This window comes from Amycolatopsis sp. NPDC059235 (assembly GCF_042754125.1).
Lineage (GTDB): Bacteria > Actinomycetota > Actinomycetes > Mycobacteriales > Pseudonocardiaceae > Amycolatopsis > Amycolatopsis albidoflava.
In genome coordinates this window covers 1-26210 of the sequence record NZ_JBHZAG010000040.1, presented here as the reverse complement: position 1 = coordinate 26210, position 26210 = coordinate 1, and the positions used below count along the sequence as shown (strand labels likewise).

Sequence of the window (26210 nt, the reverse complement as noted above, 5' to 3'; positions counted from 1 at the left end):
ATACACTGGGGCCATGACGATCGACTGGACCCCGAAGGCGCGAGCGGTGCTGACGGCCGCGTCGGAGTTGTTCTACGAACGCGGGATCCACGCGGTCGGCGTCGACGTCATCGCGGCGAAGGCGGGCGTCACGAAGAAGACTCTCTACGACCGGTTCGGCTCCAAGGACCGGCTGGTCGTGGAGTACTTGTCCGACCGGGACGCGCGCTGGCGGGAGTTTCTGGGCGAGTGGCTGGAGAAGGCCGGAACGGACCCGCGGGACCGGGTGGCAGCGGCGTTCGACGCGTCCGAGGCGTGGGCGAAGAAGTACGGCGGCAAGGGCTGCAGCATGATCAACGCGCACGCGGAGATCAGCGATCCCGCGCATCCGGCGTACGCGGTCGTGACCGAGAGCAAGAAGTGGATGCTCGGCGTTTTCGTCGAACTGGCCGAGTCGGCGGGGGTTTCGGATCCGCGTCAGGCGGGCGAGCAGATCATGTTGCTGCACGAGGGCGCGGTCGTGATGGCGGGCATGCGGGTCGCGAAGGGTGTCTTCAAGCGTGCGGCGGAAACGGCGGTGGTGCTGCTGGGCTGAGCCGTGAGCGCGTCGAGCGGACCTTCTCGTAATGCCGCGCGGCGCGCGCTCGGTTGCCGCAGGCGACGGAGCACCACTCGCGGCGCGGATGCGTCTTCATGAAGTAGAGCACGCAGCCCGGCGCGTAACAGGCGCGCAGCTTCGCCGCTTCTGGGCCGCCCAAAAGCGCGATCGATTCTCGTGCCACGCGGGCTAATCCAGTGACAACAGGCGAAGTGCCGCGCGAGGCACTCTCCTGCAATTTCCCGGCCACGAAAGTCAGTTGGGGGACAGGCAGGTGAGTGACGAGGTCGTTCAAGTCGCCCAGTGCGGTGTCCAGATCGACGGTCGGGGTCTGCCGGTCGTCGGCGGTGACTTGGGCGGCGAGGCGACGGACGGCGTCGCGAAGCCGCTGTGCCAGCGAGAGTTCGGCGGCGGACGACTGCCGCGGCCCGCGTTCGATGCCGACGTCGTCGAGCCACGCGTCGAGGTCTTCGCGGGTCCGGAGGTCGTCGTGGAGCCCGCTCGTGTCGGCCCAGACGGTCGCCATCAGGCGGACCGGCACGACCTCGTCCGGCAGCATCCCCATGGCCGAGACCGTATCACGGATGGAATGGGTTGCATCCGTGAGAAGCGACTGCTAGAACTTCTCACGGAACATCATCGTGCGACCCGTGAGAAAAGGAGGTGGCATGAACCAGGCGATCCAGCAGGTCTTCCACGCCGGCGAGCTGGCGGTCCAGCGCGAGGCCGGAGTCGAACGCCAGGCCGCGCGCTTGTCGCGGATGGCCGAACCAGCCGGGATTTCCGCGGGAATGGCGGGGTTCCTGGCCGAGCGAACGCTTCTCGTCATCACCGGACGCGACGCAGCGGGGCAGCTGTGGACGTCGCCGATCGTCGGCCCGCCCGGGTTCCTCGAAACCAGGTCGGCGACCACGCTCGCGATCCGCCGCGGGATCCCGGAGGGCGATCCGCTGCACGGGCTCCCGGCCGGGCAGCAGCTCGGGATGACGAGCATCGAGTTCGCCACGCGCCGCCGGGTCCGGATCAACGGCAGTCTCTCGACCGTCGCCGAAGACCACCTGATCGTGGACATCGAGCAGGCGTACGGCAACTGCCCGCAATACATCCAGCAGCGCGTGCTGTCCGAGGAAATCGAACCGACAGCACCAGCACAGACCCGCCCAGAGCTGAGTCCTGGCGACACCGAGCTGATCCAAGAAGCCGACACGTTCTTCCTCGGCACCGTCAACCCCGGCCACGGCGCGGACGCGTCCCATCGCGGCGGCGCGCCCGGGTTCGTCCGTGTCGAGGGAAATGCCCTGTGGTGGCCCGATTATCCCGGCAACAACCTGTTCAACAGCCTCGGCAACATCGCCGCGAACCCGGAAGCCGCGCTGCTCTTCTTCGACTTCGCCACCGGCCGCGTCCTGCAGGTCTCCGGGACCGCCGCGATCGAATGGGGCGAAGCGGGCCGCTCGGGCGACGACGGCTACACCGGCCGGATCGTCCGGCTCGAGGTGCGGCGCATCGTCTCCGGAGGTCCGGCGCCGCGTCAGGTCGCGCACACGCCGTATCCGCGCAATCCCCAGCTCATCAACTGAAAGGACCCCCGTCATGACCGAATCGCGGCCCCCGTTCCCGCCGTTCGACCTGTCCGCCGCGCTGAAGAAGGTCCAGGCCGCCGAGGACGCTTGGAACACCCGGGATCCCGAGAAAGTCTCGCTCGCCTACACGCCGGATTCCGTGTGGCGCAACCGCGACGCGCACGTGGTCGGCCGCGCCGCGATCGTCGAATTCCTTGCGGCGAAGTGGGAGCGCGAGCAGGATTACGCGCTGCGCAAAGGACTGTGGGGATTCCGCGAGAACCGCATCGCGGTCCGGTTCCAGTACGAGAGCCGCGACGCGGACGGGCAATGGTGGCGCAGCTACGGCAACGAGCTCTGGGAATTCGCCGAGAACGGCCTGATGAGCAGGCGCGAGGCGTCGATCAACGACCGGCGCATCGAGGAGGCCGAGCGGCGCATCTTCGGACCGCGGCCGGAAGCAGAACACGGGGTCGACTTCCCGCTGTGGTAAGAAACCCGGCCGCCCCTCCGGTGGTGTCGGAGGAGCGGCCGGGCCGGTGCCGCGTTCGCGGGGATGGGGGAACGCGGGCTTTGCTCAGGCGCCGGTGCGCGCCTGCCGTTTGCGGGACACGATGCGCCAGCCGAGCGCGAGCACCACGACGATCGCCGGGATCGAGTAGAACGCGATCTTCTCGGCTCCGTCGGAGAATCCCATCAGCACCACGACCAGCACGAGGAATCCGAGCGTGGCCCAGCCGGTGTACGGCGCGCCGGGCATCCGATAGCTCGGCCGCTCCAGTTCGCCGCGCAACGCCGCCTGGCGCATGCGCATCTGCGAGAACACCAGGGTTGCCCATGTCGCGACCACGCCGAGCGACGCGATCGCGGTGGCGATGTCGAAGGCCTTCGACGGCACGATGTAATTCAGCACCACGCCGAGCACGTAGGCCACCGACGTGAAGAGAATTCCGCCGTACGGCACGTGCCGCGAGTTCATCTTGCCGACGAACTTCGGCGCCTCGCCCTCGTCGGCGAGCGCGCGGAGGATGCGGCCGGTGGAGTACAGGCCCGAGTTGCACGAGGAAAGCGCGGCGGTGAGGACGACGGCGTTCATGACGTCGCCGATGCCGCCGATGCCCAGCCGCGAGAAGACCGTGACGAACGGGCTTTCGCCGCCGTTGTAGAACGGCCACGGCATCAGCATCGCCAGCAGCAGCACCGAACCCACGTAGAAGACGCCGATCCGCCACACGACGCCGTTGATCGCCTTCGGGAGAACCTTGCGCGCGTCCTTGGTCTCGCCGGCCGCGATGCCGACGACCTCGATCGCGGAGTAGGCGAACACGACCGCCTGCAGCGTCATCAGCGCGATGCCGACGCCCGCCGGGAAGAACCCGCCGTGGTCGGTCAGGTTGTGCACGCCGGCGGTGGTGCCGCCGATGTTCGCGCCGGTGAACACGAGCCCGAGCGCGGTCACCAGGAACACGATGATCGCGAGGACCTTCACGACGGAGAACCAGAACTCCAGCTCCCCGAACAGCTTCACGCTCAGCAGGTTGACCGCCATCAGCACGCCGAGCGCGACCAGCGCGGTGATCCACTGCGGCACGTCCGGCAGCCACTTGTGCACGTAGATCGCGACCGCGGTGATCTCCGCGATCCCGGTCATCGCCCAGTTCAGCCAGTACATCCAGCCGGAGACGAAGCCGGCCCACGGCCCGATGAACTCGCGGGCGCAGGTGACGAAACTGCCGGAGCTCGGCCGGTGCATGACGAGTTCGCCGAGTGCCCGCATCACGAAGTAGGCCGCGATGCCGCACAGCGCGTAGGAAAGGACCAGCGACGGTCCCGCTTCGTGGAGCCGCCCGCCCGCGCCGAGGAAGAGCCCGACCCCGATCGCCCCGCCGATCGCGATCATCTGCACCTGGCGATTGCCCAGTGCTTTCGTGTAGTTGTCGCCCTCTTTGGCGACCACTGTGGATTCCATGGTTGCGAGACGCTAGCGGTACCGGGCGGCGTGACGCAGCACACCTAGGCTGGACTTAAGGTGTGCTCCAGATCACCGTGGAGGAACCGGGTAAATCGGGCAGGACCCGTTTGAAATCCGGAAATCGCGCTGGAGCTGCGCGGATGTCCACGATGGACGGTGCGCGCGGAGACTTTCGGGCAGCCGCCGGGGGTATCCAGGGTATCGGCGGAAGCGGGCGTCCGCCAGAGCGCGGAGGCGGCCGGAACGGGCGATGCCGACGGCGGGCGGCTGTTCCACAGTGGACGGACGGAACCGGTGCGCGGCGAGGCCGCTTCACGGCGGGGAAACCCCGGAACACTAAACTGCGCGCGATGCCGTCCCCAGATTCCGACGCCACCGCACGCGGACAACCCGGCGATCGTTGGCTCATCATCGGCCTCGGGCTCCTTTCCGCCCTGACTGCGGTGCTGTTCACCGTGGCGCCGGTGAACACCGAGACAACGACCTACCGCTGGAACGGCGCGCAGGACACCGCGCTGCCGTCGTACCCGTACCACCCGGCCAGAATGGACGCGACCGTCCGATGCGCCGACCCGAACGGGCTGATCCTGGCGACCACTCCGCCGGGAGGAAAACAAGGCGCCGAGCCGCTCGGCGGCGGGCTGGAGATCAGGGCGGTCGGCGGCACGGTCAGAGCCGAACTCGGCGGCACCGAACTGATGCGCCGGCCGTCCGGCGGCGACTGCCGGCTGACCGTGCACTCGGACGGTCAAGGCACTGCCGTCGGCACCGCCAGGACTGCGAGCCGCCCGGCCGTCACCGGCCTGTACACCGAGCGTCCGGGCACGGTGTCCGCGCAGGTCGAACCCGACACCCGATGGGTCAGCTCGCCGAGCGTGCTCAAGGTCGCGCTCGGCGCGGTCTCGTTGCTCGCGCTGCTCGGCATGATCGTGCTGCTGATCCGGCGCGACCGGCGTGCCGCGCGAAAGGTCCGGCTGTTCCCCCGGCGGGCGTGGGTGCCGCGGCCGGCGGACGTCGTCGTGACCGGGGTGCTCGGAGTCTGGTCCGTCATCGGTGCGCTCACCGTGGACGACGGATACATCTCGACGATGCTGCGCGCTCGGGAATCGAGCGGGTTCACCGGCAATTACTTCCGCTGGTTCAACGCGCCGGAAGCGCCGTGGGGCTGGTACTACGAGCTGTACGCGCTGCTCGGCCGCATCTCGCCGGCCATGGTGTGGATGCGGCTGCCCTCGGTGCTGCTGGGGCTGGCGTCCTGGTTCCTGATCGATCGGCTGGTGCTGCCGCGCCTGGTCGACCGGCCGGGCCGGTGGACCCGCTGGGCGGCCGCGGCGCTGTTCCTGGCGTGGTACCTGGCCTTCGACGTCGGGCTGCGGCCGGAGCCGTGGATCGTGTTCGGCTCGCTGGCGGTGTTCGCGCTGGTCGAGCGTGCCGTGGCGACCGGTGCGGTGACGCCGGTCGCGGTCGGGCTCGTGGTCGCCGGCGCCACCGCGACGACCAACCCGCTCGGAGTCGCGGCATTCCTGCCGTTCGTCGCCGGAGTGCGCCCCCTCGTCCGGCTGGTGCGCAGGCGGGCCGACCTCCGGGTGCTCGGCACGATCGCGGTCGTCGCCGGAGCCGTGGGCAGCGCATTGCTGACGGCGTTCTACGACCAGCCGCTGACTGCCGTCCTGCAGTCGACCGTCGTCCGTCAGCAGATCGGCCCGGATCTCCCGTGGCAGAGCGAAATCACCCGCTACACGACCCTGCTCGACCCGTCGGTGGTCGAGGGTGCGCTGAACCGCCGGGTGCCGGTGCTGCTGATGTTCCTGGCGATGGCGCTGACGGCCGTGCTGCTGATCCGGCGCCGTGCTCCGGGACTGGCCGTCGGGCCTGCCCGCCGGATGGTCGTCGTCAGCGTCCTGTGTCTCGTCGTGCTCGCGTTCACGCCGACGAAGTGGACGCACCACTTCGGTGCGCTGGCCGGGTTCGGCACGCTGGTGACCGTGATGCTGGTGCACACCGTGGCGCGCGGAGCGCTGTCCTCGGTGTGGGCACGGGCGGCGGCGCTGGGCTTGGCCGCGGCGACGACGTGGCTGGCCTGGTCGGCGCCGGACCGGTGGTGGATGCAGTCGGACTACGACGTCCGCTGGGGCGATTCCGTTCCCTCGGTGAAGGGCGTGCGGCTGGCGGATCTGGTCCTCTGGGCCGGGCTGGCCGTCGCGCTCGGCGGCGTGCTCGCCGGGGTCTGGCTGAGCGCGAAGCGGCGGCCGGAGGCGGGGCGCGCGCCGCGCTGGCTGCCGAGGTCCGGCTGGGCGATCGTCGCGGTGGCCGCCGCGACGGTGGCGGTCGAGTTGGCCGGGCAGGCGCAAGCGGTGAAACTGCGGTGGGACACCTACTCCGTCGGCCGGTCGAACCTGGCTTCGCTCGGCCTCGCGCCAAGTGCTGGCAGCGCCGGAAGCTCCTGCGGCGTCGAGGACTGGCTGGACGTCGAGCCGGACGTCGGCGCCGGGGTGCTCCGGCCGTCCGCCCCGGCCGCGGCGGAGGGGTTCGCGATGAACGCCGCGTTCCCGCCGGGCTCGGCGCCGCGGACCCCGTACGGCACTGACCCGGCGCACCCGGCGTGGAGTTCCTACCGGTCGCCGTCCGAGACCGGCACGCTCACCACCGGGTGGTACGACCTGCCCGCCGACATCGGGGCGAAGGATTCGGCTCCGGTCGTGATTTCCTTTGCCGGGCGGGGGAAAGTGCAGGTGTCGGCGGAGTTCGCGAAAGCGGACGGGACCGTGCTCGCGGCCGTGAAGGCCAAAGGGGACGGCAGCGGGAAGTGGAGCGACGCGCGGTTCGATCCCCGCTGGCAGGCTCCGGGCGCGCGACGGGTCCGGGTCGTCGCACGGGACGCGGACCCCGGTCCGTCCGGCTGGGTCGGGGTCACCGCACCCCGGATTCCGCGACTGGCGCCGCTGACGAAGGAGATCCCCCCGAGCGCGCCGGTGACGTTGGACTGGACCAATGCTTTCGTCGTGCCGTGCCGGACTCCGGCCTCGTTGGCGGACGGCATCGTGCAGCCGGTCCGTTACCGGTTCGCCCCCGGTCCGGACGCGCAGTCGCTGGCCAGCGTCGCCTACTCCGCGGACGCCGGAGGGCCGTACGTGCCGTTGTTCGCCGATGCGAAGGCCACCGAAGTCCCGACGTACCTGCGCGGCGACAAACTGCGCGAGCCGGTCGCGGTGTACCGGTTCGACTACCCGGTCGCGATGCGGGGACTGACCGTCGAACACGGCACCCGGCCGACGTCCGGGCTGGCGAAACAGACGGCCGTGCTCGACTCGACCCGAGGAGGCGACGGGTAGGCAAGACGTGAAGCGCGCCCGACCGTCGTTCCGCCGCGGTCACCGGAACGGGCGACAACGGGGCCCGGCGGCTATTCCACAGTGGACCGAGGTGCTTACGTGGACGCGCCGGGAGCGGCCCGGCGCGGGCGCGCGAGGAGGAGCCGATGACGGCCACGGCGGAGGAGATCCGGGAAGAACCGGCGCCGGCGGCGCTGTCCCGGCGCAAGATCCACGCGGTGTTCGGCGCGGTGGTGCTCGGCATGCTGCTCGCCGCGCTGGACCAGACCATCGTCGGGACCGCGCTGCCCACCATCGTCGGCGACCTCGGCGGGGCCGGGCATCTGTCCTGGGTGGTCACCGCGTACCTGCTGGCCGAGACGATCATGACGGTCGTCGTCGGCAAGCTGGGCGACCTGTTCGGCCGCAAGCTGATGTTCCAGCTGTCGGTGATCGTGTTCGGCGTGGGCTCGTTCTTCTGCGGGTTCGCCGACAGCATGACCTGGCTGATCATCTGGCGCGCGGTGCAGGGACTCGGCGGCGGCGGGCTGATGGTCACCTCGACCGCCCTGATCGCCGACGTCGTCCCGTTGCGCGAGCGCGGCAAGTACCAGGGCGCGCTCGGCTCGGTGTTCGGCGTCGTGACCGTGGCCGGGCCGATGCTGGGCGGATTGTTCGTCGACCATCTGTCGTGGCGCTGGGCCTTTTACGTCAACATCCCGCTCGCCGTGGTGGTGCTCGCGGTGGCCGCGTCGGCGATGCCCAGCGTGCGCGCCGCGGTCAAGCCGGTGATCGACTACCTCGGCATCCTGCTGATCGGCCTCGCCGCGACCGGGCTGACGCTCGTCACGAGCTGGGGCGGGACCACGTACGCGTGGGGTTCGCCGGTGATCATCGGCATGGCCGCGGGCTCGGTGGTGCTGCTGGGCGGGTTCGTCGCGGTCGAACTGCGCGCGCCGGAGCCGATGCTGCCGATGCGGCTGTTCCGGAATCCGGTGTTCACCGTCGCCGGGATCATGAGCTTCGTCGTCGGGTTCGCGATGCTCGGCGCGCTGTCCTATCTGCCCACCTACATGCAGTATGTCCAGGGCGTGTCGGCGACGACGTCCGGTGTGCGGCTGCTGCCGATGGTGCTCGCGCTGCTGGTCGCCTCGATCCTGTCCGGCACGCTGGTCAGCCGGACCGGGAAGTACAAGATCTATCCGCTGGTCGGATCCGCGGTGATGACGGTCGGGCTGTATCTGCTGTCGCGGCTCGGCCCGCACACCGGGTTCTGGGAATCCGCGCTCTACATGGCGGTGCTCGGCCTCGGGATCGGGCTCGGCATGCAGGTGCTGACCATCGCGGTGCAGAACACTGTGGACTACAAGGATCTCGGCGTCGCGACGTCCGGGGTGACCTTCCTGCGTTCGATCGGCAGTTCGTTCGGCGCGGCCATTTTCGGCACCATTTACGCGAATCAGCTCGGCCCGAATCTGGCCAAAGCGCTTGCCGAACACCCGCTGCCGCCGGGCGTCGACCCGAAAGCCGTCCAGGTTCCGCTGGCCTTGCACCATTTGCCCGCGACGATTTCGGAACCGGTGATCAGCGCGTACGCGGATTCGCTGCACGTCGTGTTCCTTTATGCCGCGCCGGTCGGGCTGGTCGCCTTCGTGCTCGCGTTCTTCCTCAAGGAAATGCCGTTGCGCGACACCGCCCGCGCCGCCGCGCCGGACCTCGGCGACGGATTCGCGATGCCCGAAGCGCACGAACCCGATCGGGAACTCGAACGGGCGATCGCGACTTTGCTGTTCCGGGAACGCCGCAAAGCCGCGCCCGCGATCGTCGCGCGGGCCGGGTCCGAACTGGACGTCGGCGGGCTGTGGTGCGTTCTGCAGGTCCGGCTTCGCGAGCGGGCCGGCCGTCCGGCGACGCTCGAAGCGATCGGCGAGGACCACGGCGTCCCGGCGCAGGTTCTCGAACCGGCCTTCGCGCGGCTGGAACTCACCGGGCACCTGAACTACGCGCGGGACAGCTGGTCGCTCACCGAATCCGGGACGCGCGAATGGGACAAGCTCGTCCGCGCTTGGCACGACTGGATCGCCGAACGCCTCGGCGACTGGGGCGCCGGCGACCGGTCCGAACTGGACGCCGCGATCACCCGCGTGGCGACGCGGATCCTCGACCAGGGCGCCGACCGCGCCGGGGGACGGCACGCACTGGCGTGAAACTGCGGGAAATTGCGCCGCGCGGCGGGAAACCGTTGCGAAACCGGTACCGCTGGTGCAACGGGTGCGGAGGCGCCGACGTTTCGGACAGCCCGTTAGCATCTGCCTGTCAGACACCCTCTACTGTTCCGGGATCATGTCGGTGGATGAATCTGTGCTCACGACTTCGGACGACTCGAACAGCGCGGAAAGCGCGCGCGTTCCCGTCCGGTCCCGCCTCGCCGCGTGGCTGCCGCTGGCCGCCGCGGTGCTCGGCCTGCTCTCGTTCCTGCTCGTGCGCGGGAGCCTCACCGACGACGGGTACATCACCCTGTCGTATGCGAAGAATCTCGCGTTGCACGGCGAATGGGCGCTCGTTCCCGGCTCGATCGCGAACTCCGCGACGTCGCCGCTCGACGTCCTGCTGCTCGGGTTCCTGACCTTCGTCACCCGGATCAGCGGCTCCGCGCACACGGTGGTGGCGCTGGGCGCGCTCACCGTGCTGAGCAGCGCCGCGATCGGCTGGGCGTGGGCACGGCTGACCCGCCGCTTCGGCCTGTCGCCGTGGGTCGGCGTGCTGGGCCTGCTGCTGGTGATCGCCAACCCGTTCCTGCTGTCGGCCACCGGCCTCGAGGTGCTGCTCGTCCCGACCGTCCTGCTGTGGCTCGTCGTGGCCGCGCTGGAGAAGCGGCCGGTGCTGTTCGGCGCGGTCGCCGCGCTGACCGTGCTGACCCGCCTCGACCTGGTCGTGTTCGTCCTGGTGATCGCCTTCTCCACCGCGGCGATCCGGAAGAAGTTCTGGACGGCCGTGGCCGCCGCGGTCGTGGTGTCCGCGCCGTGGTTCCTCACGAGCTGGTTCGCCCTCGGCTCCTTCATCCCGGACACCCTGGTGATCAAGCAGGACCAGGAAGGCCTCTTCGGCGCCTGGGGCTACTTCAGCGGTCCGATGATGTACTTCCTGTACCTGCCGTTCACCGTGATGGTCGCCTTCGCCTCGGCGCTCGTCGGCGTGACCGTGCTGCTCGGCTGGCTGGCCCTGCGCTTCGCGCGCCGCTGGGACGACTTCCCGCAGCTGGCCCCGGTCGTCTCGCTCGGCGCGGGCGGCGTTGTCTACTACATCGTCTACTCGACGCTCGGCGTCGGCCCGTACCACTGGTACTACGTCACCCCGATCGTCAGCACGGCTTCGTTCGCGGTCCTGATGATCGGCGTCTGGCACGCCGAGACGAAGAAGCGGCCGAAGCTGAACCGCGTCCCGCCGCTTGTCGCGCTCGGGCTCGGCGGCGCGGTCGCGCTCGCCAACGTGGGCGTGGACCTCGCGCAGGGCGTGCCCTGGCAGTCGCCGGTCATTTTCGGCAACTGGGCGAGTTCGACCGACTACGCGCGGGTCGGCAAGGAACTCGGCGCGCGGCTGCAAGGCAAGTCAGTGGCCGGGCCGGGGGAGATCGGCACGCTGGCCTACTACTGCGACTGCCAGATCCTCGACGTGTTCTCCGACCGCAGCCAGGTCACGAAGATCGTGAACAAGCGGCTCGCCGAGGACGGCTTCTTCAGCAAAACGATCCTCCGGATCAACTACCACTGGTTCCACCGGCTGCCGCTGCGCAAGCCGGACTACCGGCTGCTCTACGACAAGGGCCCGGGCAACGGTCCGGACCAGTGGACGGTCTATTCCGCGGCCAAGGGCGTCGGGCATTTCACCCTCGTGCCGTTCGACCGCTGACGCACCGGCCGATTTCCGGATACGGTCGGTTCCATGGCGAAGGGCGAGGCCGTCGAGCTCGAGGTGGGGGACCGGACGGTCCGGGTGTCCAACCCGGACCGGGTCTACTTCCCGGCGCGCGGCGAGACGAAGCTCGATCTCGTCCGCTACTACCTGTCGGTCGGCGACGGGATCGTGCGCGCGCTGCGAGAGCGGCCGTGCATGCTGCACCGGTTCCCGTCCGGGGTGGCCGGGGAAAAGGTGCACCAGAAGCGGGTGCCGAACGGTGCGCCGCCGTGGCTGGAGACGGTGCGGGTGCAGTTTCCGCGCTACCACCGCCACGCGGACGAGCTGTGCGTGACCGAGCTGGCGCACGTGGCGTGGGCGGTGCAGATGTCCACTGTGGAGTTTCATCCGTGGAATTCCCGGCGCGCGGACACCGAACGGCCGGACGAATGGCGGATCGACCTCGACCCGATGCCGGAATGCGGGTTCGAGACGGTGCGCCGGGTCGCGCACGTCGCCGAGGAAATCCTCGACGAGCTGAACATCCGCGGCTGGCCGAAGACGTCCGGCGGCAGCGGGATGCACATCTATGTCCGGATCGAGCCGCGCTGGGGATTCGCGGACGTCCGCCGGGCGGCGCTCGCGTTCGCCCGCGAGGTCGAGCGGCGGGCTCCGGACGAGGTCACCACCACCTGGTGGCGCAAGGACCGGGATCCGGAAAAGCTGTTCGTGGACTACAACCAGAACGCTCGCGACCACACGATCGCGAGCGCCTATTCGGTGCGCGGCGTGCCGGAGGCGCTGGTGTCCACGCCGATTCGCTGGGACGAGGTCGACGACGTCGACCCGCACGACTGCACGATCGCGACCGTGCCCGCCCGGTTCGCCGAACTCGGCGACCTGCACGCGGGCATCGACGACGTGGCGTATTCGCTCGAGCCGTTGCTGGAGTGGGCCGACCGGGACGGGGTGGAGGCGGACGACTCCTGAGCGAAATCATTCGGGCGCCTGGCGTCATGGGGGAGCGCCCGCCGAGTCTCCCCGGGGACGGAGCGGAGGACAGCACGATGGACAGTGCCGGGCACAACGATCCGCTCGCCGTGCTTTATCGCCTGCACCACCAGCTGCGCGTGCTGTCGCCGGTGCTGACAGTCGCGCCCGGCCGGCCGGAAACGAAAGCCATGCTGGACGGGCTCGCGGAGACCGTTTCCGAAGCCGCGGGCCTGCTCTCGACCGCGGAACCGGCCGCGCTGGCCGCCCTGCGGCAGGCGTTCGACCACGCTCGCGCGGGACGGGGCAACGAGGCGACGTCGGAGCTGATCACCGCCTACGGACGGTTGTCGGTGCTGCTGCGCAAGGACGCGCCGCGCCGGGACAGCACGGACGAGCCGACTGTGCGGTGGCGCTCGAAGTTTTGACCCCCGCGGTGCCGGGCATGCCAGGATGGCGGACGAGAGCCGGCTGAGCCCGGGCGGTGCGGCAGCGGGAGGACCACGTGGCCGAGCAGATCCTCGTCACCGGCGGGACCGGACAACTGGGTCGGGTGGTCGTGGAACGGCTCCGGGCCGCGGAGGCGCCGGTGCGGGCGCTGAGCCGGCGACGGCGGTCCAGCGAAGGTGTCGAGTGGACGGCCGGCGACCTCCGCGACGGGCGGGGCATCGACGTCGCGGTCGCCGGGGTCGGCACCGTGATCCATTGCGCCACGGACTATCGCCACGAGGTCCAGACGGTGCGCACGCTCGTGGAGGCCGCGCGGTGGAGCGGGCAGACGCCGCATCTGGTGTACGTCTCGATCGTCGGCGTGGACAAGATCCCGATGGGCTACTACCAGGCGAAACTGGCCGCCGAGAAGGTGATCGCGGATTCCGGGATGCCGCACACGATCCTGCGGGCGACACAGTTCCACTCGCTGGTGCGGACGATCCTCGCCGGCGCCGCGCGGCTGCCGGTCGTGCCGGTGCCGAAGTTCCGGTTCCAGCCCGTCGACGTCCGCGACGTCGCGGCGCGGCTCGTCGAACTGGCCCAAGGCGAACCGCGGGGCCGGGCCGCCGATTTCGGCGGCCCGGAAGTGCGGACTACGGAGGATCTGGCGCGTGCCCTGCTCGCCGCGGCCGGGAAGGGCAAACGGCTCGTTTCGGTGCCGGTGCCGGGGCGGATCGGGCACGGCTACGCGACTGGCGCGAATCTGGCGCCGAACCATGCCGACGGCGTGGTCACCTTCGAGCAGTATCTGGCGGAGCAGGGCAAGCCGACTGCGCTGCGGTACCGCTAGCGGGCCGCGCGGCGGCGGACGGTGCGCTCCAGGATGCCGAGCGTCGCCTTGAGCGCGGACTCGGGAACGACCGGGAACGTGAGGCGCTCCTTCCACTCCTCGGAGAGCTCCGACCAGTCGTAATAGGACGTGACGCGGGTGCCGCCGTCGGCGGGTTCGAGCCGGTAGCCGTAGATGTGGCGGACGTGCGGGCGGAGGCTGCCCTCGACGGTCCAGGCGATCTCCTCGTCCGGGACGAGCTTCGTGATGACGACCTCGACGTCGTATTTTCCGATGGGCCGGTCGCCGAGCGCTTCGCGGTCCATGTGGACCACGAACCGGTCTCCGGCCTGGGTTACCGGTTCGCCTTCGGCGTCCATGAGCATTCCGGAGGCGTCGATGTCGACGTGGCCCTGCGGGTCGGCGAGGACCGCGAAGACGGCGCTGGCGGGGGCGGGGACGATCCGCGAGACCTCGAGGCGTTCGGTGCTGGTCATGTCATCGACTATAGCAGCAATAATCGATGATTAGCTTGCTCTCAGCTCTGCACGAAGAAGTGCCAGCCGACCCACCACCAGGCCAGCACGAGCGCGATCCGGGTCGACCGCTTGCGCATCAGCGCCGAGAGCACGCGGGTCAGCGGCGGGATTTTCTTCGGGAACAGATGGCTGCCCAGCCACAGCAGGATCGCGGCGGCCACGATCGCGCCGAAGCCGATTTCGGTGATCAGCCTGCTGCTCATGCCGTTCTCCTCGCCGCGGCGGCCGCGCGCAGCATCGCCAGCCCGGCCGCGACCCAGACGCCGAGCGCGAGTGCTTGGACGACGCGGTTGTCGAGCATCGGGTCGACGAGGTCGCTCATCGTCGGGTGCGTGAGCGAGAGTCCGCCCGCGGCCTGTTCGTAGATGAAGGAGACGAGTTCCCAGAGGCACCAGGAGATCGCCAGCGCGACCCACAGCCAGCCTCGGCGTGGGACCGGCTGCGGCGGGAGCGAGGGGTCCCGCCATTCCACGACCAACGCGCCGATGCCGATCGCGGCGATGGTGAGGAACATCGGCACGGTCTGGCGGCCGAAGACGAGCGCTACCAGTGCGGCAGCGGCGATCAGCGAGGTGCCGGGGAGCCGGGTGGACGGTGCGAGGAGCGCGTCGGCGGCCCTGTGGCGTTCGGTGAAGAGCAGCAGGATCGCGGCGGCGAAGAAGATGACGCCGTCGGCGGGAGCGCCGCGGATCCAGTGGGCGAGGGAGGCGATGAGGAGGGCGGCGATCGGGAGATCGACGGCCAGCCGGTGCGCCGGGTAGTCCGCCGCGTGCCGTTCGGATGAGCTCAAGCGACGCACCCCATTTCGTGCCGGTCCTGCTTGGAGGACAACACGAAAGGGGGCGATTGGCTTCCCGGACGGGCGATCTTTTCGGGGGAACGGCCGGATTTGCGGGGTACGGCGGATGCGAGTTCCGCGAGACGCAGCGGGCGAGAGGGTCAGATCGGGCGGGCTTCGTCGGCACCGACGGGGGGATCAGCAGGGAGGCCGTGGAGCACTGTCGCGAGGATTTCCGCTCCGCGGACCACTCGAGGACCCGGCCGGTTGAAGTAGGACGGGCCGTCGAGGAGCCAGACCCGGTCGTTCCGTACTGCGGGCAGGTCGGCCCAGCCTGGGCGGGAGGTGAGGACGTCGAGTTCGGCCTCGGCGCGGTCCGGCGAGAAGCCGCAGGGGAGGACGAGCAGGACGTCCGGGCGGGCGGCGGCGACGGCGTCCCAGGTCATCGGTTTGGTGTGCTCGCCCGGTTCGGCGAGCAGCGGCGTGCCGCCCGCGGCCGTGATCTGCTCGGGCACCCAGTGTCCGGCGGGCCAGAGCGGATCGAGCCATTCGAGCGCGACCACCCTTGGCCGGGGGAGCCCGGCGACTCTGTTCCGCAAGGCGGTGAGCCGTGAGCGGAGTTCGGCTGCGCGGGCAGCGGCGACGTCCGGGACGCCCAGCGCGTCGCCGAGGGTGGTCAGGCAGTCGAGGACTTCGTCCAGGGTGCGCGGTTCGAGGCTGAGCACGCGCGGTCCGGCGTCGAGCATCCGCACCGCCGCCGCGACGCGCGTGTAGGACACCGCGCAGACCTCGCACAGGTCTTGGGTGAGCACGAGGTCTGGCGCGAGTGCGGCCAGTTGGTCGAGGTCCACTGAGTAGAGCGACGATCCTTGGTGCGACGAGCCGACCGCGGTGGAGATTTCGCGGCTGGTCAGCGTGTCGGAGTCGAGGTCCGCGGCGGTCACCACCGGCACGGACGCGATTTCGGCGGGCCAGTCGCATTCGTGGGTGCGGCCGACTAGGTCGCCAGCCTTGCCGAGAACGGCGACCAGGTCGGTGGCGGCGGGCAGCAGGGACACGATCCGCATGCGGTCCACGGTAGGTCAGACGGCCTCGTGCAGCGCCTCCAGCAGCGAGGAAGCCCGGTAGTCGACATCCTCGGCCTGGAGTTCGTTCGTCACGAAGGAGAAGGACAAACCCCGGGTCGGCCACGCGCCGTGGCGACCGCCGCCGGCGCCGGAATGGCCGAAGGCGGCGGGATCGGCGTCGGCGGGGCCGTAGGTGCCGATCGGGTCGGCCAGTTCGAAGCCGAGGCCGAAGCGCAGCGGGCGGTCGTTGATCGCGTCGATGCCCTCGGACCAGGTGCGGGTGGCCTGCGCGAGGACGTCGTCCGGGACGAGCTTGCCGGAGCGCAGCAGGTCGTACAGGCGGGCCATCGCGGTTGCGGTGCCGACCGCGCCGCCTGCGGCCAGCGTCGCTCCGCGGTACTCCGGCGAGTTCATCGAGTCGCCGGAATCGAGCAGGCCGCGGTACATCCGTTCGACGATCCGGCGGCGTTCCTCGTCCTGGAGGAAGGTGCTGATCCGGTAGCCGGGCGCGCGTCGCAGGGTCGCCACCGGGACGGTCGGCGGGGTGCCGAGCCGCAGGTCGAGGCCGTGCGGCTCGGCGAGGAGGTCGCGGACGAGGGTGCCAAGGTCCTCGCCGGTGACGCGCCGGGCCAGCTCGGTGGCGAGGTAGCCGTAGGTGAGCGCGTGGTACGCGACCTTCGTGCCGGGAGTCCACAATGGACGTTGAGCGGCGAGGGCGTTCGCGTTCGCCGCGTTGTCCAGCATGGGCAGGTCGGGCTCGACGTAGGGCAGCCCGACAGTGTGCGACAGCACCTGCGAGACCGGCACCTCCTCCTTGCCCGCCAAGGCGAATTCAGGCCAGTAGCGGGTCACGCGCTCGTCCGGGTCGAGCTTCCCCTGTGCGGTCAGCATCGCCAGGACGGTCGCGACCACGCCTTTGGTGCCGCTGAACAGCACAGCCCGGGTGTCCTCGGTCCACGGCACGCCGTCCGCCGCCGAGCCGCCCCACAGCTCCACCACCGGCGCGCCGTCGCGGAAGACGCTGAACGCGGCTCCGCCGGTGGTCGCTTCGATGATGTCGCCCATCGCTTCTCGCACGCCCTCGTAACCGGGCTTCACCGCTCCGTGCACAGTCATGATCGGCTCCTCACAGCCTCGGCGTCGTAGCGAGAAGTTCGCTGGTGTACTCGTGCGACGGAGAGCTCAGCACCGACTCGACGGTGCCTTCCTCGACGATCTCGCCGCCGCGCAGGACCGCGATCCGGTCCGCCACCTCCGGGGCGAGGGCGATGTTGTGCGTCACGAACAGCATCGCCATGCCGAGTTCCCGGCGCAGTTCGCCGAGCAACTCCACGATGGTGGCCTGCACGGACACGTCCAGCGCTGAAGTGACCTCGTCGCACACGAGGACGTCCGGCGTGGTGACGAGCGCGCGGGCGATCGCGGCGCGCTGCCGTTCGCCGCCGCTGAGCTGGTCGGGCAGCCGGTTCGCGAGGTCTTGCCGCAGGCGTACGCGGTCCAAGGTCTCGGCGACCCGCTTCCGGCGCTCCGTGCGGGAGAGGGAAGTCAAGCGCACCAACGGAACCTCGATCGACTGCGCGATCGTCTTGCGCGGGTTCAGCGACGAGAACGGGCTCTGGAAGACGTACTGGATCCGCCGCAGTTCGTCGGTGCTGCGCTGGCGGGCAGCCGGGGCCAGCGGAGTGCCTTCGAGCGCGACGGTGCCGGTGAAGCCGCGGTTCAGCCCGGCGATGCATTGCGACAGCGTGGTTTTCCCCGAGCCGGATTCGCCGAGCAGCATCACGCTTTCGCCGCGCGTCACGGCGAGATCGATGCCGCGCAACACCTTCTGCTGCCCGTAGGCCAGCCGGATGTCGCGCGCGGCGAGCACTGCGTCGTCCGGCGGGGGAGCGGCGGCGGGTTCCGCACCGAGGTCGGGCACCGCTGCGAGAAGCCGCTTGGTGTACGCGTGCTTCGGCCGCCGCAACACCTCGTCGGCGACGCCACATTCGACCAGGTTTCCCTCGTACATCACGGCGACCCGGTCCGCGAGCTGCGCCACCACGGCGAGGTCGTGCGTGATGTAGAGCGCCGCGACGCCGTGTTCGGAGGTCAGTTGCCGGACGGTTTCCAACACCAGCGCCTGGGTCTTCACGTCGAGCCCGGTGGTCGGCTCGTCCAGCACCACGACGCTCGGGCGGCACGCGAATGCCATCGCGATGCCGACCCGCTGCTGCTGCCCGCCGGACAGCTGATGCGGGTATCGCCGCTGGTAGGCCTCGTCGGACGGCAGCCCGACCTCGGCGAGCACCTCGGCTACCCGCTCCTCGGTGGAACCCGGATACCCGTGCGTTTCCAGCACCTCGGCGATCTGCCGCCCGACCCGCAGCGCGGGGTTCAGCGACAGCGCCGGGTCCTGCGGGATGTACGCGACGGCGCTGCCCCGCAACTGGCGGCGCGCGGCGTCGTCGAGCGTCAGGACGTCGACGGGTTCGCCGTCGCGCGGATGCAGCACCACTTTGCCGCCGCCGGACACCAGCCCGCGCCGGAAATGGCCGAGCGCGGCCAGTCCGGCGGTCGTCTTGCCGGAGCCGGATTCGCCGACGAGCGCGAGGACCTCGCCGGGCGCGATCTCGTAGGACACCGAATGCAGCACCGGACGGCCCGCCGCGGTGCGCACGGCCAGTCCGGTCACCTCCAGAGCGGTCGTCATGCGCGTCCCTCCCGGGTCCGCCCGGCCGCGGCCGAGGCGAGCGAGTCGGCGACGAGGTTCGTGCCGACGGCCAGCACCGCGATCGCGACCACCGGGAGCAGCACGCCCCACGGCTGCACGACGAGCGCGATCCGGTTCTCGTTGATCATCAGGCCCCAGTCCGCGGCCGGCGGCTGGATGCCGAGCCCGAGGAACGACAGCGAGGCGATGTAGCCGATCGAATAGGTCAGCCGCAGGCCCAGCTCCACCATCAGCGGGCCGGTGATGTTCGGCAGGATCTCGCGCAACAGGATCCGGCTGCGCGGGACGGCGTACATCTCGGCCGCGCGGATGTAGTCGTGATTGCGCACCGAGACGGTGGCCTGCCGGGCGACCCGCGCGGTCCGCGGCGCGTGCGTCAGCCCGATGACCAGCACCAGCAGCCAGCCTTTCGGGCCGATCACCGCGATCGCCAGCAGCGCGATGACCAGCTGCGGGAACGACAGCAGGACGTCGTTGCCGCGCATCAGCAGGCTGTCCAGCCAGCCGCCGCCGTATCCGGCGATCATGCCGAGCAGCGCGCCGAGCACGATGCCGAGGGCGGTGGCGAGGACGGCGTACAGCAGCAGCGTGGTGCCGCCAGCCAGGAAGCGGGTGAGGACGTCGCGGCCTAGGCCGTCGGTGCCCATCAGTCCGTCCGGTTTGAACGGCTTCCCGGCGAAGTCCGTGGTGGTGTGGCCGGTGATGATCGGCCCGAGCCACGGGCCGACAAGCGCCACGAGGATCACGACTCCGGCCAGTACGGTGCCGACCTTGGCCTGCGGGAACGCCCAGGCGGCGCGGATCAGCCCGGCCGCGCGTGGCGGCGTTTCCGGGACGGCTGGGACCACCTGTTCTTCTTCGACCGCGGTCATCGCACTGCCTCCGTCCGGAGCTTGGGATCGGCGAGGATGCCGATCACGTCGGCCAGCAGGTTCACCACGATGTAGACCGCGGCGATCAGCAGCGTCACCGCCTGGACCACGGCGACGTCGCGTTTGCCGACCGCGTCGATGAGCGCCTGGCCGATGCCGGGGTAGCGGAACAGGAATTCGACCACCACGACGCCGCCGGCCAGCCACGCCAGCTGGATCGCGACGACCTGCGCGACCGGGCCGACCGCGTGCGGCAAGGCGTGCCGCAGCAGCACAGTCCGCTCGCGCATTCCCTTGAGCCGAGCCATTTCCACGTACCCGGAATCGAGGACCTCGTTCATCGTCGCGCGCATCATCCGCGTGATGTACGGCGTCACGACGAGCACGAGGGTGAGCACTGGGAGGACAAGCTGACTTGGTTGGGCCCAGACCGCTTCGCCTGGTGGCGTGAGCGTGACCGAGGGCAGAAAGCGGAACACGGTGGTCGCGAAGAGGACGATGAGTGCCACGCCGATGACGAACTCCGGCAGCGCGGCGATCACCAGGCTGATTCCGGACACCACCTGGTCGCCGGCGCGGCCGCGGCGCATCGCGCTCCACGTGCCGAGCGCGAGCCCGAGCGGGGTGGCGATCACCGCGGCGAGCACGAGCAGCACCAGGGAGGCGGACACCCGGTCCGCCAGCAGCGTCGTGACCGGGCCCTGGGTCGAGGTCGAAGTGCCGAGATCGCCGGTGAACAGGCCGCCGAGCCAGGAGAGGTAGCGCTGCCAGACCGGTTCGTCGAGGTGCAGCGTGTGCTGGAGCGCGGCGATCCGCTCCGGAGTCGCCTGCTGGCCGAGGATGGCCCGGGCCGGATCGCCCGGCAGCAGCAGTGTCGCGACGAACACCAGCAGGGTGACCAGCCACAGCACCACGAGGCTCACGAGAAGCCGTTTGAGGATCAGCCTGGTCATGCCGCGCCGCCTTCCGCCGTGCCGAGCCAGACCTGCCGGAACTGGTAGCCCGACAGCGAAATCCCGGTGCGGTCCGGTACGAAACCGGCCACATAGGACTGATAGGCGTCGACCTGGTCGACGAAGCCCCACACGATCAGGCCGCCGCGTTCGTACTCGATCTGCTGCGCCCGGCGGAGCAGCTCCGCGCGCGCCTTCGGGTCGACCGTGGCGCTCGCCCGCGTGACGAGGTCAGTGAATTCCGGGTCGTTCCAATGGGTTTCGTTGTAGGGCGCTTTCGGCAGCGAACCGGACGCGACCTGCGGCAGGTAGTTGCGCGTGTACCAGAAGTCCTGCGCGAAATCCCAGGACAGGTAGTTCTCGCCGTAGAACGTGGTGGTGTCGATCTTCCGGATCCGCACGTTCACCCCGGCCGCCTTGGCCTGCTGCTGGAACACCTGCGCGGCCTCGACCGCGCCGGCTTGGATCGGCGCGGTGACCAGTTCGATGTCGAGATTCGGCTTGCCCGCTTCGGCGAGCAGGCGTTTCGCTTCCTCGATGTTCTGCTTTCGCTGCGGCAACTGCCGGTTGTACGCGGGGTCGAAGGGCGCGTACAGGTCGTTGCCGACCCGGCCCTGTCCGCTGAGCACCTGGTTGATCATCTGCTCGCGGTCGACCACCAAGCGCAGCGCTTGGCGTACGCGGACGTCGTTGAAAGGCGGGCGGTCCACCCGCATGGTGAACGGCAGCCAGGTCCCGGTTTCCGACCGCAGCACCTGGATGCGCGGGTCGCTGCGGAGCACGTCCACGAGCGCGACGGGAACCTGGTCGATCGCGTCCACTTGGGACGAGAGAAGGGCGTTGATCCGGGCGTCGTCGTCGGAGAAGTTGATGAGCGACAACCGGTCCAGATACGGCTCGCCCGGCCGCCAGTAGTGCTCGTTGCGCACGAAGGTGCTCTGCAGGCCCGCGGTGAACGTGTCGGCTTTGAACGGTCCGGTGCCGATCGGCCGCTTGACGTCGAAGTCGGCCGGGACGATGCCGAGGCTGTACTGGCCGAGCAGGTCGTCGAACCCGGAGTTCGGGGAGGTGAGGCGGAATTCGACGGTCCGGTCGCCGGTGGCGACGACCTCGCCGAGCATGGTCAGCCCGGCCGCGCCGCTCTTCGGGTCCTTCGGGTCGGTGATCCGGCGGAAGGTCGCGACGACGTCGGCCGGGGTCACCGGGCGGCCGTCGTGGAAGCGGATGCCCGACCGCAGCACGGCGGTCCAGGTGCGCGCGTCCGGCGAGGACTTCAGCGATTCGGCGACCAGCATCTGGAGCCGGTAGTCGTGATCGCGCAGCAGGAGCGGCTCGTAGAGGTTGAGCACCCGCGCGATGTCCGGGTTCGTGGCCGGGATGTGCGGGTCGAGCGTGTCGGACGCGCCTCCGCCGGTGACGCCGACGCGGAGGGCGCCGCCGCGTTTGGGCGGTCCGGAGGGGACGGCCGCGGCGACGGTGGAGCCGCAGGCGGCCAGCAGGGGTGCGGTGCCGGCGAGCGCGGCACCGGCGAGCGCGGTGGTGAGGAATCGGCGGCGGGAAACGTTGGTCGGTTTACATCGGGCTTCCATGGGTGACTTTCGAGCGGGTGAGCGGCAATCCCGGCGCGAACCGGGATTGCCGCTCACGAGGGGGTGGGGAGGGGATCAGGCGATGGCGCGTCCCGCGTAGTCCGGGACCGGGGCGAGATGCGCCTCCAGCGCGGTGGCCACCTCGGCGGGGAACGGCGTCGCGCGGCCCCCGGAAACGTGCAGGCACAGCAGTTCTTCGGTGGCGACGAGTTCGTCGCCGACCCGCATTTCGTGGCAGAGCCGCACCTTTTTCGCGCCGACTGACAGCACGGCGGTGGTCACTTCAAGCTCGGCGTCCGCGCCGACTTCGCGCAGATACCGGACGTGAGCCTCCACTGTGTACAGCGACGCCCCGGTTCTCTCGCGGTAGCCGGGACCGAGGCCGACGATGTCCATCAGCGCGGTGGTCGCGTCGCCGAAGACGAGCACGTAGTAGGGCTCGGAGAGGTGGCCGTTGTAGTCGATCCACTCTGGACGGACCCGGTCGCGGTACTCAGCCACGACGGGCCTGCCCGACCGCGCGCTGGATCGCGATGACCGCCCGGTCGCGTTCGGCGATCAGGTCGGCGATGGTCCGCCCGGCCGCCTCGTCGTCGCAGCCGTCGACCACGGCGTCGCGCAGGTCCTTGGTGAGTTCGGGCGCTTCGAGCCGGGTCCACGGCGACTTCAGCGACGGTCCGAAGTGGTCCAGCATGTGCGCCATGCCGCCTTCGCCGCCGGCGAGGTGGAAGGTGAGCATCGGGCCTTGGATCGGCCAGCGCAGGCCCGGCCCGTCGGTGATCGCGAGGTCGATCTGCTCGACGGTCGCCTCGCCGTTCGCGACCATGTGCAGGGCTTCTCGCCAGAGCGCTTCCTGGAGCCGGTTCGCGATGAAGCCGGGCACCTCGCGGTCCATGGTGATCACGGACTTGCCCACGCGGCGGTAGAACTCGGCGGCCCGCTCGACCGCCCACGGCGCGCTGAGCTTCCCGCCCGCGACCTCGACCAGCGGGATCAGGTACGGCGGGTTGAACGGATGCCCGACCACGAGCCGTTCCGGCGTCTTCGCGGCGACCTGCATTTCGGTCATGCCGTAGCCGGAGGTGGACGAGGCGATCACGACGTCCGGCGCGGTGACGGCGTCGATGTCGGCGAGGAGTTTCTGCTTGAGCGCCAAGTCTTCCGGCGCGCTTTCCTGGACGAAGCCCACGCCGTCGACGGCTTCTGCGAGCGTCGCGGTGACAGTGAGCCGGTCTCGGCTCGCGCCCGGCTTGAGGCCCAGTTCGGTGAGCGCGGGCCACGCCGCGTTGACGAGCCGTTCGAGCTTCTCGGCCGCGTCCGGCGCGGGGTCCCAGGCCCGGACGTCGAAGCCCTGGGCGAGGAAGTGCGCGACCCAGCCGCCGCCGATGACTCCGGCTCCGATGCAGGCGACAGTGTCCACAGTGGTCTCAGGCATTCACGCGCTCCTTCAGCCCGAGGATTTCCCGCGCCCGGTCCGGACTGGCGATGTCCGCGCCGAGCTTCTGCACGATGTCCACCGCGCGTTCCACGAGCTGGCCGTTGGTGGCCTTGACGCCGCGCGCCAGGTAGAGGTTGTCCTCCAGCCCGACCCGGACGTGCCCGCCCAGCAGCACCGACTGCGCGACCCACGGCATCTGGTCGCGCCCGATGGCGAACGACGCCCACTGCGCGCCTTCCGGCAGCAGGTGGACCATCGCCTGCAGCAGCCCGGGATCCGGCGGCGCGCCGTACGGGATGCCCATGCACAGCTGGAACAGCGGCGGCGGGTCGATCAGGCCTTCTTCGACCATCTTCGTGGCGAACCAGAGGTTGCCGGTGTCGAAGATCTCCAGCTCGGGCTTCACACCCAGTTCCTGGATCCGCTTCGCGCCGGTGCGCAGCATGTCCGGAGTGGACACGTAAAGCTGGTTGCCCTCGCCGAAATTCAGCGAACCGCAGTCGAGCGTGCAGATGTCCGGCAGGAGTTCCTCGACGTGCGGGAGCCGGTCGTGCGCGTTGACGAGGTCGGTGCCGTCGACCGGCTTGAGCGGGTCTTCGGCGTCGATGACGAGGTCGCCGCCCATGCCCGCGGTGAGGTTGACGACGACGTCCACACCGGACTCTTTGACCAGGCGCACCGCCTCGCGGTACAGCGCGACGTCCCGCGACGGGGCTCCGGTTTCGGGTTCGCGCACGTGGATGTGGACCACGGCCGCGCCGGCGTTGGCGGCCTCGATGGCGCTTTCGGCGATCTGCGCCGGGCTGACCGGGACGTGCGGGCTCCGGCGGGTGGTGTCCCCCGCGCCGGTGAGCGCGCAGGTGACGATGACCTCGTGGTTCATCAGGCTCCTTGGACGATCGAGCGGTCGATGAAGTCGTGCAGGTGCGCGCGCATCGCGCCCACCGTGCTGCCGGGCCGTCCGGTCAGCACCTGGATGCCGAGGCCGTCGATCAGCGCGGTGAGCTGCGCGGTGGCGGCCTCGGGGTCGGCCAGGCGGAACGCGCCCTGTTCCTGGCCGGTGCGGATGGTCATGAGAATGGTCTGGTACCAGCGGTCGTAGGAGTCGGTGTAGAGCGAACGCAGCCGCGGGTCGAGCGCGACCTCGTTCCAGACCTGCAGCCACACCGACCATTCGGCGCGCAGCAGGCCCTCGGTGGGCAATTGGAGCTCGACCAGCTTGAGCAGCCGGTCGTGCGCGCCGGGCACCGCGTGCAACTCGGCGACCTGCCGGTCGAAGGCGAGCTTCACGTTGCGCCGCAACGCTTCGTCGAGAACTTCGGTTTTGGTGGGGAAGTGGTAGTGGATGGCCGCGGTGCTGGTGCCGCACGCTTGCGCGATGTCGGCGATGCGCACCCGGTGATAGCCGCGCTCGGCGATGAGCTGCCAGGCGGTTTCGAGGATCCGCCGCCTTGGCTCGGAGTGCGCCAGGTCGTCGGGGTCGCTGGCGGTTCCCGCCGCGGGGGCTGGGACGGCGGTGACGGTTTTGGCGTCGTCGCTGCCGTTGAGCAGCCAGTTCACCGTGACGCCGGAGTATTCGGCGACGCGGACGAGCTCGTGCGGGGAGAAGCGGCGGGCGCCGTTGAGGGCCTTGGAGAGTTTGGTCTGGTCCAGGCCGATGGCGGCGGCGAACTCGCGTTGGGGGACGGGCATGGACTGGATCAGCTGGCGCACTCGTTCTCTCAGCTGGTCGGTTTCGTCCATGGCCGGAGACGCTAACGCCGCGTTGCGAAAATCGCAACTCTGGTGGGGTTGGACACGTAACGGTTTGAGATATCGGTTGTGTGTCAAGGAGTTGCGATCTTGGGTTGACTGGCGGATCAGTCGGTGAGGCTGAGGTGTCCACACCGGGCCGGGGTACGCGGTCGTGCGCGGCGCTGGTCCTGGAGCCGGGCTTGCCGCTAACGTGCTGTGCCGGAAAGCCGAACGTGTCCGTCCGTCAGCCGATCGAACTCGATGAGGTCCGGGTGTTCGCCACTGTCGTCGCGCTGGTCATCGGAGTCGTCGGGGTGTGCGGGACGCTCGCTTCCGCAGTTCTCACCCAGCGGCTCGGGCTCCGGGCGAAGCTGCAGGAACTGGAACACGCGGATCGGTTGCGCAGCGCGGAACTCGAAGCCGCGGAGAAGCAGCGGAAAGCCGAGCAGTTGCGCGAGTGCTACATCCAGTTGACCGCGAACAACCGGAATTACCGGGACGCGATGCTGACCTACGCGCACGCGCTCAAGGCCGGAATTCCGGCGGAGGCCGAGGCCGCCGAGGTGCAGACTGCCCGTCGCGCGCAGCGCGACACTCGGGCGGAGGCGCAGATGACGGCTAGCGATGATGTGCTCGCCGCGGAGAAGGGGATGAACCGGCAGTTGACTGTCGCCTACCGGATGCTCAGGTCGGCCGAGCACGAGCCGGACGCGACCGTGCGGGCGCGCATTCTCGACGACGTCATCGAGCTTCTCGACAAGCTGGTGAAATTGCACGCCAAGGCGCGGCTTGCGATGCGGATCGATCTGGGGATCACGCGTCAGCCGCCGTTGTGATCTTTTGTTGTCGGCTCGTCGCCTGGCGGCGACATCGGCCCCTCTTGGTTGCGTGGGGCACCCCGAAGGTTGATTGTGCTGACGGTTCGGGGGTGCTTGTCAAGGCGGGAAAGATGCCTTGACA

Annotated in this window: 25 protein-coding genes; 10 read left to right on the top strand and 15 right to left on the bottom strand. The window is 69.9% G+C overall.

Annotated features, from left to right (window positions below):
• Positions 1-13: 13 nt before the first annotated feature.
• A complete protein-coding gene (locus tag ACFXI3_RS24825) occupies positions 14-574 on the top strand; it encodes a TetR/AcrR family transcriptional regulator (RefSeq protein WP_378402483.1) in 561 nt (186 codons plus the stop codon).
• On the opposite strand, the gene ACFXI3_RS24820 is transcribed toward ACFXI3_RS24825, so the two are convergent.
• Positions 534-1142: a CGNR zinc finger domain-containing protein gene (locus tag ACFXI3_RS24820; RefSeq protein WP_378402481.1), complete on the bottom strand. Its 609-nt coding sequence runs from the start codon at positions 1140-1142 to the stop codon at positions 534-536. The two genes, ACFXI3_RS24825 and ACFXI3_RS24820, sit on opposite strands and share 41 nt — an antisense overlap.
• A gap of 103 nt (positions 1143-1245) precedes the next feature.
• On the opposite strand from ACFXI3_RS24820, the gene ACFXI3_RS24815 reads away from it, so the two are divergent.
• The gene (locus ACFXI3_RS24815) at positions 1246-2157 is read left to right on the top strand and encodes a pyridoxamine 5'-phosphate oxidase family protein (protein ID WP_344275566.1); all 912 of its coding nucleotides are present in this window, start codon (positions 1246-1248) and stop codon (positions 2155-2157) included.
• A 13-nt stretch (positions 2158-2170) separates the two neighbouring features.
• Positions 2171-2632, top strand: coding sequence for a nuclear transport factor 2 family protein (locus ACFXI3_RS24810; protein WP_378402479.1), 462 nt, complete (start codon positions 2171-2173; stop codon positions 2630-2632).
• Positions 2633-2716: 84 nt separating this feature from the next.
• Here ACFXI3_RS24810 and ACFXI3_RS24805 read toward each other — a convergent pair whose 3' ends face one another.
• A complete protein-coding gene (locus tag ACFXI3_RS24805) occupies positions 2717-4108 on the bottom strand; it encodes an amino acid permease (protein WP_378402477.1) in 1392 nt (463 codons plus the stop codon).
• A gap of 353 nt (positions 4109-4461) precedes the next feature.
• On the opposite strand from ACFXI3_RS24805, the gene ACFXI3_RS24800 reads away from it, so the two are divergent.
• The 6 genes from ACFXI3_RS24800 to ACFXI3_RS24775 all read left to right on the top strand — a co-directional run bounded on the left by ACFXI3_RS24800 (position 4462) and on the right by ACFXI3_RS24775 (position 13588).
• Positions 4462-7443 carry an arabinosyltransferase domain-containing protein gene (locus tag ACFXI3_RS24800; protein WP_378402476.1) on the top strand — a complete coding sequence of 994 codons (2982 nt, stop codon included), beginning with the start codon at positions 4462-4464 and terminating at the stop codon, positions 7441-7443.
• 146 nt (positions 7444-7589) lie between these two features.
• Positions 7590-9629, top strand: coding sequence for an MDR family MFS transporter (locus tag ACFXI3_RS24795; protein ID WP_378402474.1), 2040 nt, complete (start codon positions 7590-7592; stop codon positions 9627-9629).
• A gap of 154 nt (positions 9630-9783) precedes the next feature.
• Entirely contained in the window at positions 9784-11331 is a 1548-nt protein-coding gene (locus tag ACFXI3_RS24790; protein WP_378402547.1) for a hypothetical protein, read from the top strand.
• A 33-nt stretch (positions 11332-11364) separates the two neighbouring features.
• Positions 11365-12306 (top strand): non-homologous end-joining DNA ligase, encoded by a 942-nt coding sequence (gene ligD / locus ACFXI3_RS24785; RefSeq protein ID WP_378402472.1) that lies wholly within the window; start codon positions 11365-11367, stop codon positions 12304-12306.
• Positions 12307-12383: 77 nt separating this feature from the next.
• A complete protein-coding gene (locus tag ACFXI3_RS24780; protein WP_344275547.1) occupies positions 12384-12734 on the top strand; it encodes a hypothetical protein in 351 nt (116 codons plus the stop codon).
• Positions 12735-12811: 77 nt separating this feature from the next.
• Positions 12812-13588 (top strand): SDR family oxidoreductase, encoded by a 777-nt coding sequence (locus ACFXI3_RS24775; RefSeq protein WP_378402470.1) that lies wholly within the window; start codon positions 12812-12814, stop codon positions 13586-13588.
• On the opposite strand, the gene ACFXI3_RS24770 is transcribed toward ACFXI3_RS24775, so the two are convergent.
• The 13 genes from ACFXI3_RS24770 to ACFXI3_RS24710 form a co-directional block, all read right to left on the bottom strand.
• Complete coding sequence (locus ACFXI3_RS24770; RefSeq protein ID WP_378402468.1) at positions 13585-14064, bottom strand: SRPBCC family protein; 480 nt, start codon at positions 14062-14064, stop codon at positions 13585-13587. The genes ACFXI3_RS24775 and ACFXI3_RS24770 overlap by 4 nt on opposite strands.
• 41 nt (positions 14065-14105) lie before the next feature.
• Entirely contained in the window at positions 14106-14309 is a 204-nt protein-coding gene (locus ACFXI3_RS24765) for a DUF6186 family protein (protein WP_344275539.1), read from the bottom strand.
• Positions 14306-14905: a hypothetical protein gene (locus ACFXI3_RS24760; protein ID WP_378402466.1), complete on the bottom strand. Its 600-nt coding sequence runs from the start codon at positions 14903-14905 to the stop codon at positions 14306-14308. Before ACFXI3_RS24760 ends, ACFXI3_RS24765 begins: the two co-directional genes overlap by 4 nt.
• A 140-nt stretch (positions 14906-15045) precedes the next feature.
• Positions 15046-15951: a cobalamin-binding protein gene (locus tag ACFXI3_RS24755; RefSeq protein ID WP_378402464.1), complete on the bottom strand. Its 906-nt coding sequence runs from the start codon at positions 15949-15951 to the stop codon at positions 15046-15048.
• 15 nt (positions 15952-15966) lie between these two features.
• Positions 15967-17067 carry a serine hydrolase domain-containing protein gene (locus ACFXI3_RS24750; protein ID WP_378402462.1) on the bottom strand — a complete coding sequence of 367 codons (1101 nt, stop codon included), beginning with the start codon at positions 17065-17067 and terminating at the stop codon, positions 15967-15969.
• 10 nt (positions 17068-17077) lie between these two features.
• Positions 17078-18643 (bottom strand): ABC transporter ATP-binding protein, encoded by a 1566-nt coding sequence (locus tag ACFXI3_RS24745; protein WP_378402460.1) that lies wholly within the window; start codon positions 18641-18643, stop codon positions 17078-17080.
• Positions 18640-19536, bottom strand: coding sequence for an ABC transporter permease (locus tag ACFXI3_RS24740; protein WP_378402458.1), 897 nt, complete (start codon positions 19534-19536; stop codon positions 18640-18642). The genes ACFXI3_RS24745 and ACFXI3_RS24740 overlap by 4 nt, the downstream gene beginning before the upstream one ends.
• Positions 19533-20489, bottom strand: coding sequence for an ABC transporter permease (locus tag ACFXI3_RS24735; RefSeq protein WP_344275520.1), 957 nt, complete (start codon positions 20487-20489; stop codon positions 19533-19535). The genes ACFXI3_RS24740 and ACFXI3_RS24735 overlap by 4 nt, the downstream gene beginning before the upstream one ends.
• Entirely contained in the window at positions 20486-22078 is a 1593-nt protein-coding gene (locus tag ACFXI3_RS24730) for an ABC transporter substrate-binding protein (protein ID WP_378402456.1), read from the bottom strand. The genes ACFXI3_RS24735 and ACFXI3_RS24730 overlap by 4 nt, the downstream gene beginning before the upstream one ends.
• 75 nt (positions 22079-22153) lie before the next feature.
• Positions 22154-22579, bottom strand: coding sequence for a thioesterase family protein (locus ACFXI3_RS24725; RefSeq protein ID WP_378402454.1), 426 nt, complete (start codon positions 22577-22579; stop codon positions 22154-22156).
• Positions 22572-23513, bottom strand: a complete 942-nt coding sequence (locus ACFXI3_RS24720) for a 3-hydroxyacyl-CoA dehydrogenase NAD-binding domain-containing protein (RefSeq protein WP_378402452.1) — start codon at positions 23511-23513, stop codon at positions 22572-22574. Before ACFXI3_RS24720 ends, ACFXI3_RS24725 begins: the two co-directional genes overlap by 8 nt.
• Positions 23506-24399: a 3-keto-5-aminohexanoate cleavage protein gene (locus ACFXI3_RS24715; protein ID WP_344275507.1), complete on the bottom strand. Its 894-nt coding sequence runs from the start codon at positions 24397-24399 to the stop codon at positions 23506-23508. Before ACFXI3_RS24715 ends, ACFXI3_RS24720 begins: the two co-directional genes overlap by 8 nt.
• Positions 24399-25259, bottom strand: a complete 861-nt coding sequence (locus tag ACFXI3_RS24710; protein WP_344275504.1) for a TetR/AcrR family transcriptional regulator — start codon at positions 25257-25259, stop codon at positions 24399-24401. Before ACFXI3_RS24710 ends, ACFXI3_RS24715 begins: the two co-directional genes overlap by 1 nt.
• 224 nt (positions 25260-25483) lie before the next feature.
• Between ACFXI3_RS24710 and ACFXI3_RS24705 the strand changes: the two genes are divergently transcribed.
• The gene (locus ACFXI3_RS24705) at positions 25484-26086 is read left to right on the top strand and encodes a hypothetical protein (protein ID WP_378402450.1); all 603 of its coding nucleotides are present in this window, start codon (positions 25484-25486) and stop codon (positions 26084-26086) included.
• Positions 26087-26210 lie beyond the last annotated feature (124 nt).

What these genes read in the sequence shown, in the direction of transcription:
- ACFXI3_RS24825 (WP_378402483.1), top strand. Translation starts at nt 14, where the DNA reads ATGACGATCGACTGGACCCCGAAGGCGCGAGCGGTGCTGACGGCCGCG.
- ACFXI3_RS24820 (WP_378402481.1), bottom strand. Translation starts at nt 1,142, where the DNA reads ATGGGGATGCTGCCGGACGAGGTCGTGCCGGTCCGCCTGATGGCGACC.
- ACFXI3_RS24815 (WP_344275566.1), top strand. Translation starts at nt 1,246, where the DNA reads ATGAACCAGGCGATCCAGCAGGTCTTCCACGCCGGCGAGCTGGCGGTC.
- ACFXI3_RS24810 (WP_378402479.1), top strand. Translation starts at nt 2,171, where the DNA reads ATGACCGAATCGCGGCCCCCGTTCCCGCCGTTCGACCTGTCCGCCGCG.
- ACFXI3_RS24805 (WP_378402477.1), bottom strand. Translation starts at nt 4,108, where the DNA reads ATGGAATCCACAGTGGTCGCCAAAGAGGGCGACAACTACACGAAAGCA.
- ACFXI3_RS24800 (WP_378402476.1), top strand. Translation starts at nt 4,462, where the DNA reads ATGCCGTCCCCAGATTCCGACGCCACCGCACGCGGACAACCCGGCGAT.
- ACFXI3_RS24795 (WP_378402474.1), top strand. Translation starts at nt 7,590, where the DNA reads ATGACGGCCACGGCGGAGGAGATCCGGGAAGAACCGGCGCCGGCGGCG.
- ligD (WP_378402472.1), top strand. Translation starts at nt 11,365, where the DNA reads ATGGCGAAGGGCGAGGCCGTCGAGCTCGAGGTGGGGGACCGGACGGTC.
- ACFXI3_RS24780 (WP_344275547.1), top strand. Translation starts at nt 12,384, where the DNA reads ATGGACAGTGCCGGGCACAACGATCCGCTCGCCGTGCTTTATCGCCTG.
- ACFXI3_RS24770 (WP_378402468.1), bottom strand. Translation starts at nt 14,064, where the DNA reads ATGACCAGCACCGAACGCCTCGAGGTCTCGCGGATCGTCCCCGCCCCC.
- ACFXI3_RS24765 (WP_344275539.1), bottom strand. Translation starts at nt 14,309, where the DNA reads ATGAGCAGCAGGCTGATCACCGAAATCGGCTTCGGCGCGATCGTGGCC.
- ACFXI3_RS24755 (WP_378402464.1), bottom strand. Translation starts at nt 15,951, where the DNA reads ATGCGGATCGTGTCCCTGCTGCCCGCCGCCACCGACCTGGTCGCCGTT.
- ACFXI3_RS24750 (WP_378402462.1), bottom strand. Translation starts at nt 17,067, where the DNA reads ATGACTGTGCACGGAGCGGTGAAGCCCGGTTACGAGGGCGTGCGAGAA.
- ACFXI3_RS24745 (WP_378402460.1), bottom strand. Translation starts at nt 18,643, where the DNA reads ATGACGACCGCTCTGGAGGTGACCGGACTGGCCGTGCGCACCGCGGCG.
- ACFXI3_RS24740 (WP_378402458.1), bottom strand. Translation starts at nt 19,536, where the DNA reads ATGACCGCGGTCGAAGAAGAACAGGTGGTCCCAGCCGTCCCGGAAACG.
- ACFXI3_RS24735 (WP_344275520.1), bottom strand. Translation starts at nt 20,489, where the DNA reads ATGACCAGGCTGATCCTCAAACGGCTTCTCGTGAGCCTCGTGGTGCTG.
- ACFXI3_RS24730 (WP_378402456.1), bottom strand. Translation starts at nt 22,078, where the DNA reads ATGGAAGCCCGATGTAAACCGACCAACGTTTCCCGCCGCCGATTCCTC.
- ACFXI3_RS24720 (WP_378402452.1), bottom strand. Translation starts at nt 23,513, where the DNA reads ATGCCTGAGACCACTGTGGACACTGTCGCCTGCATCGGAGCCGGAGTC.
- ACFXI3_RS24715 (WP_344275507.1), bottom strand. Translation starts at nt 24,399, where the DNA reads ATGAACCACGAGGTCATCGTCACCTGCGCGCTCACCGGCGCGGGGGAC.
- ACFXI3_RS24710 (WP_344275504.1), bottom strand. Translation starts at nt 25,259, where the DNA reads ATGGACGAAACCGACCAGCTGAGAGAACGAGTGCGCCAGCTGATCCAG.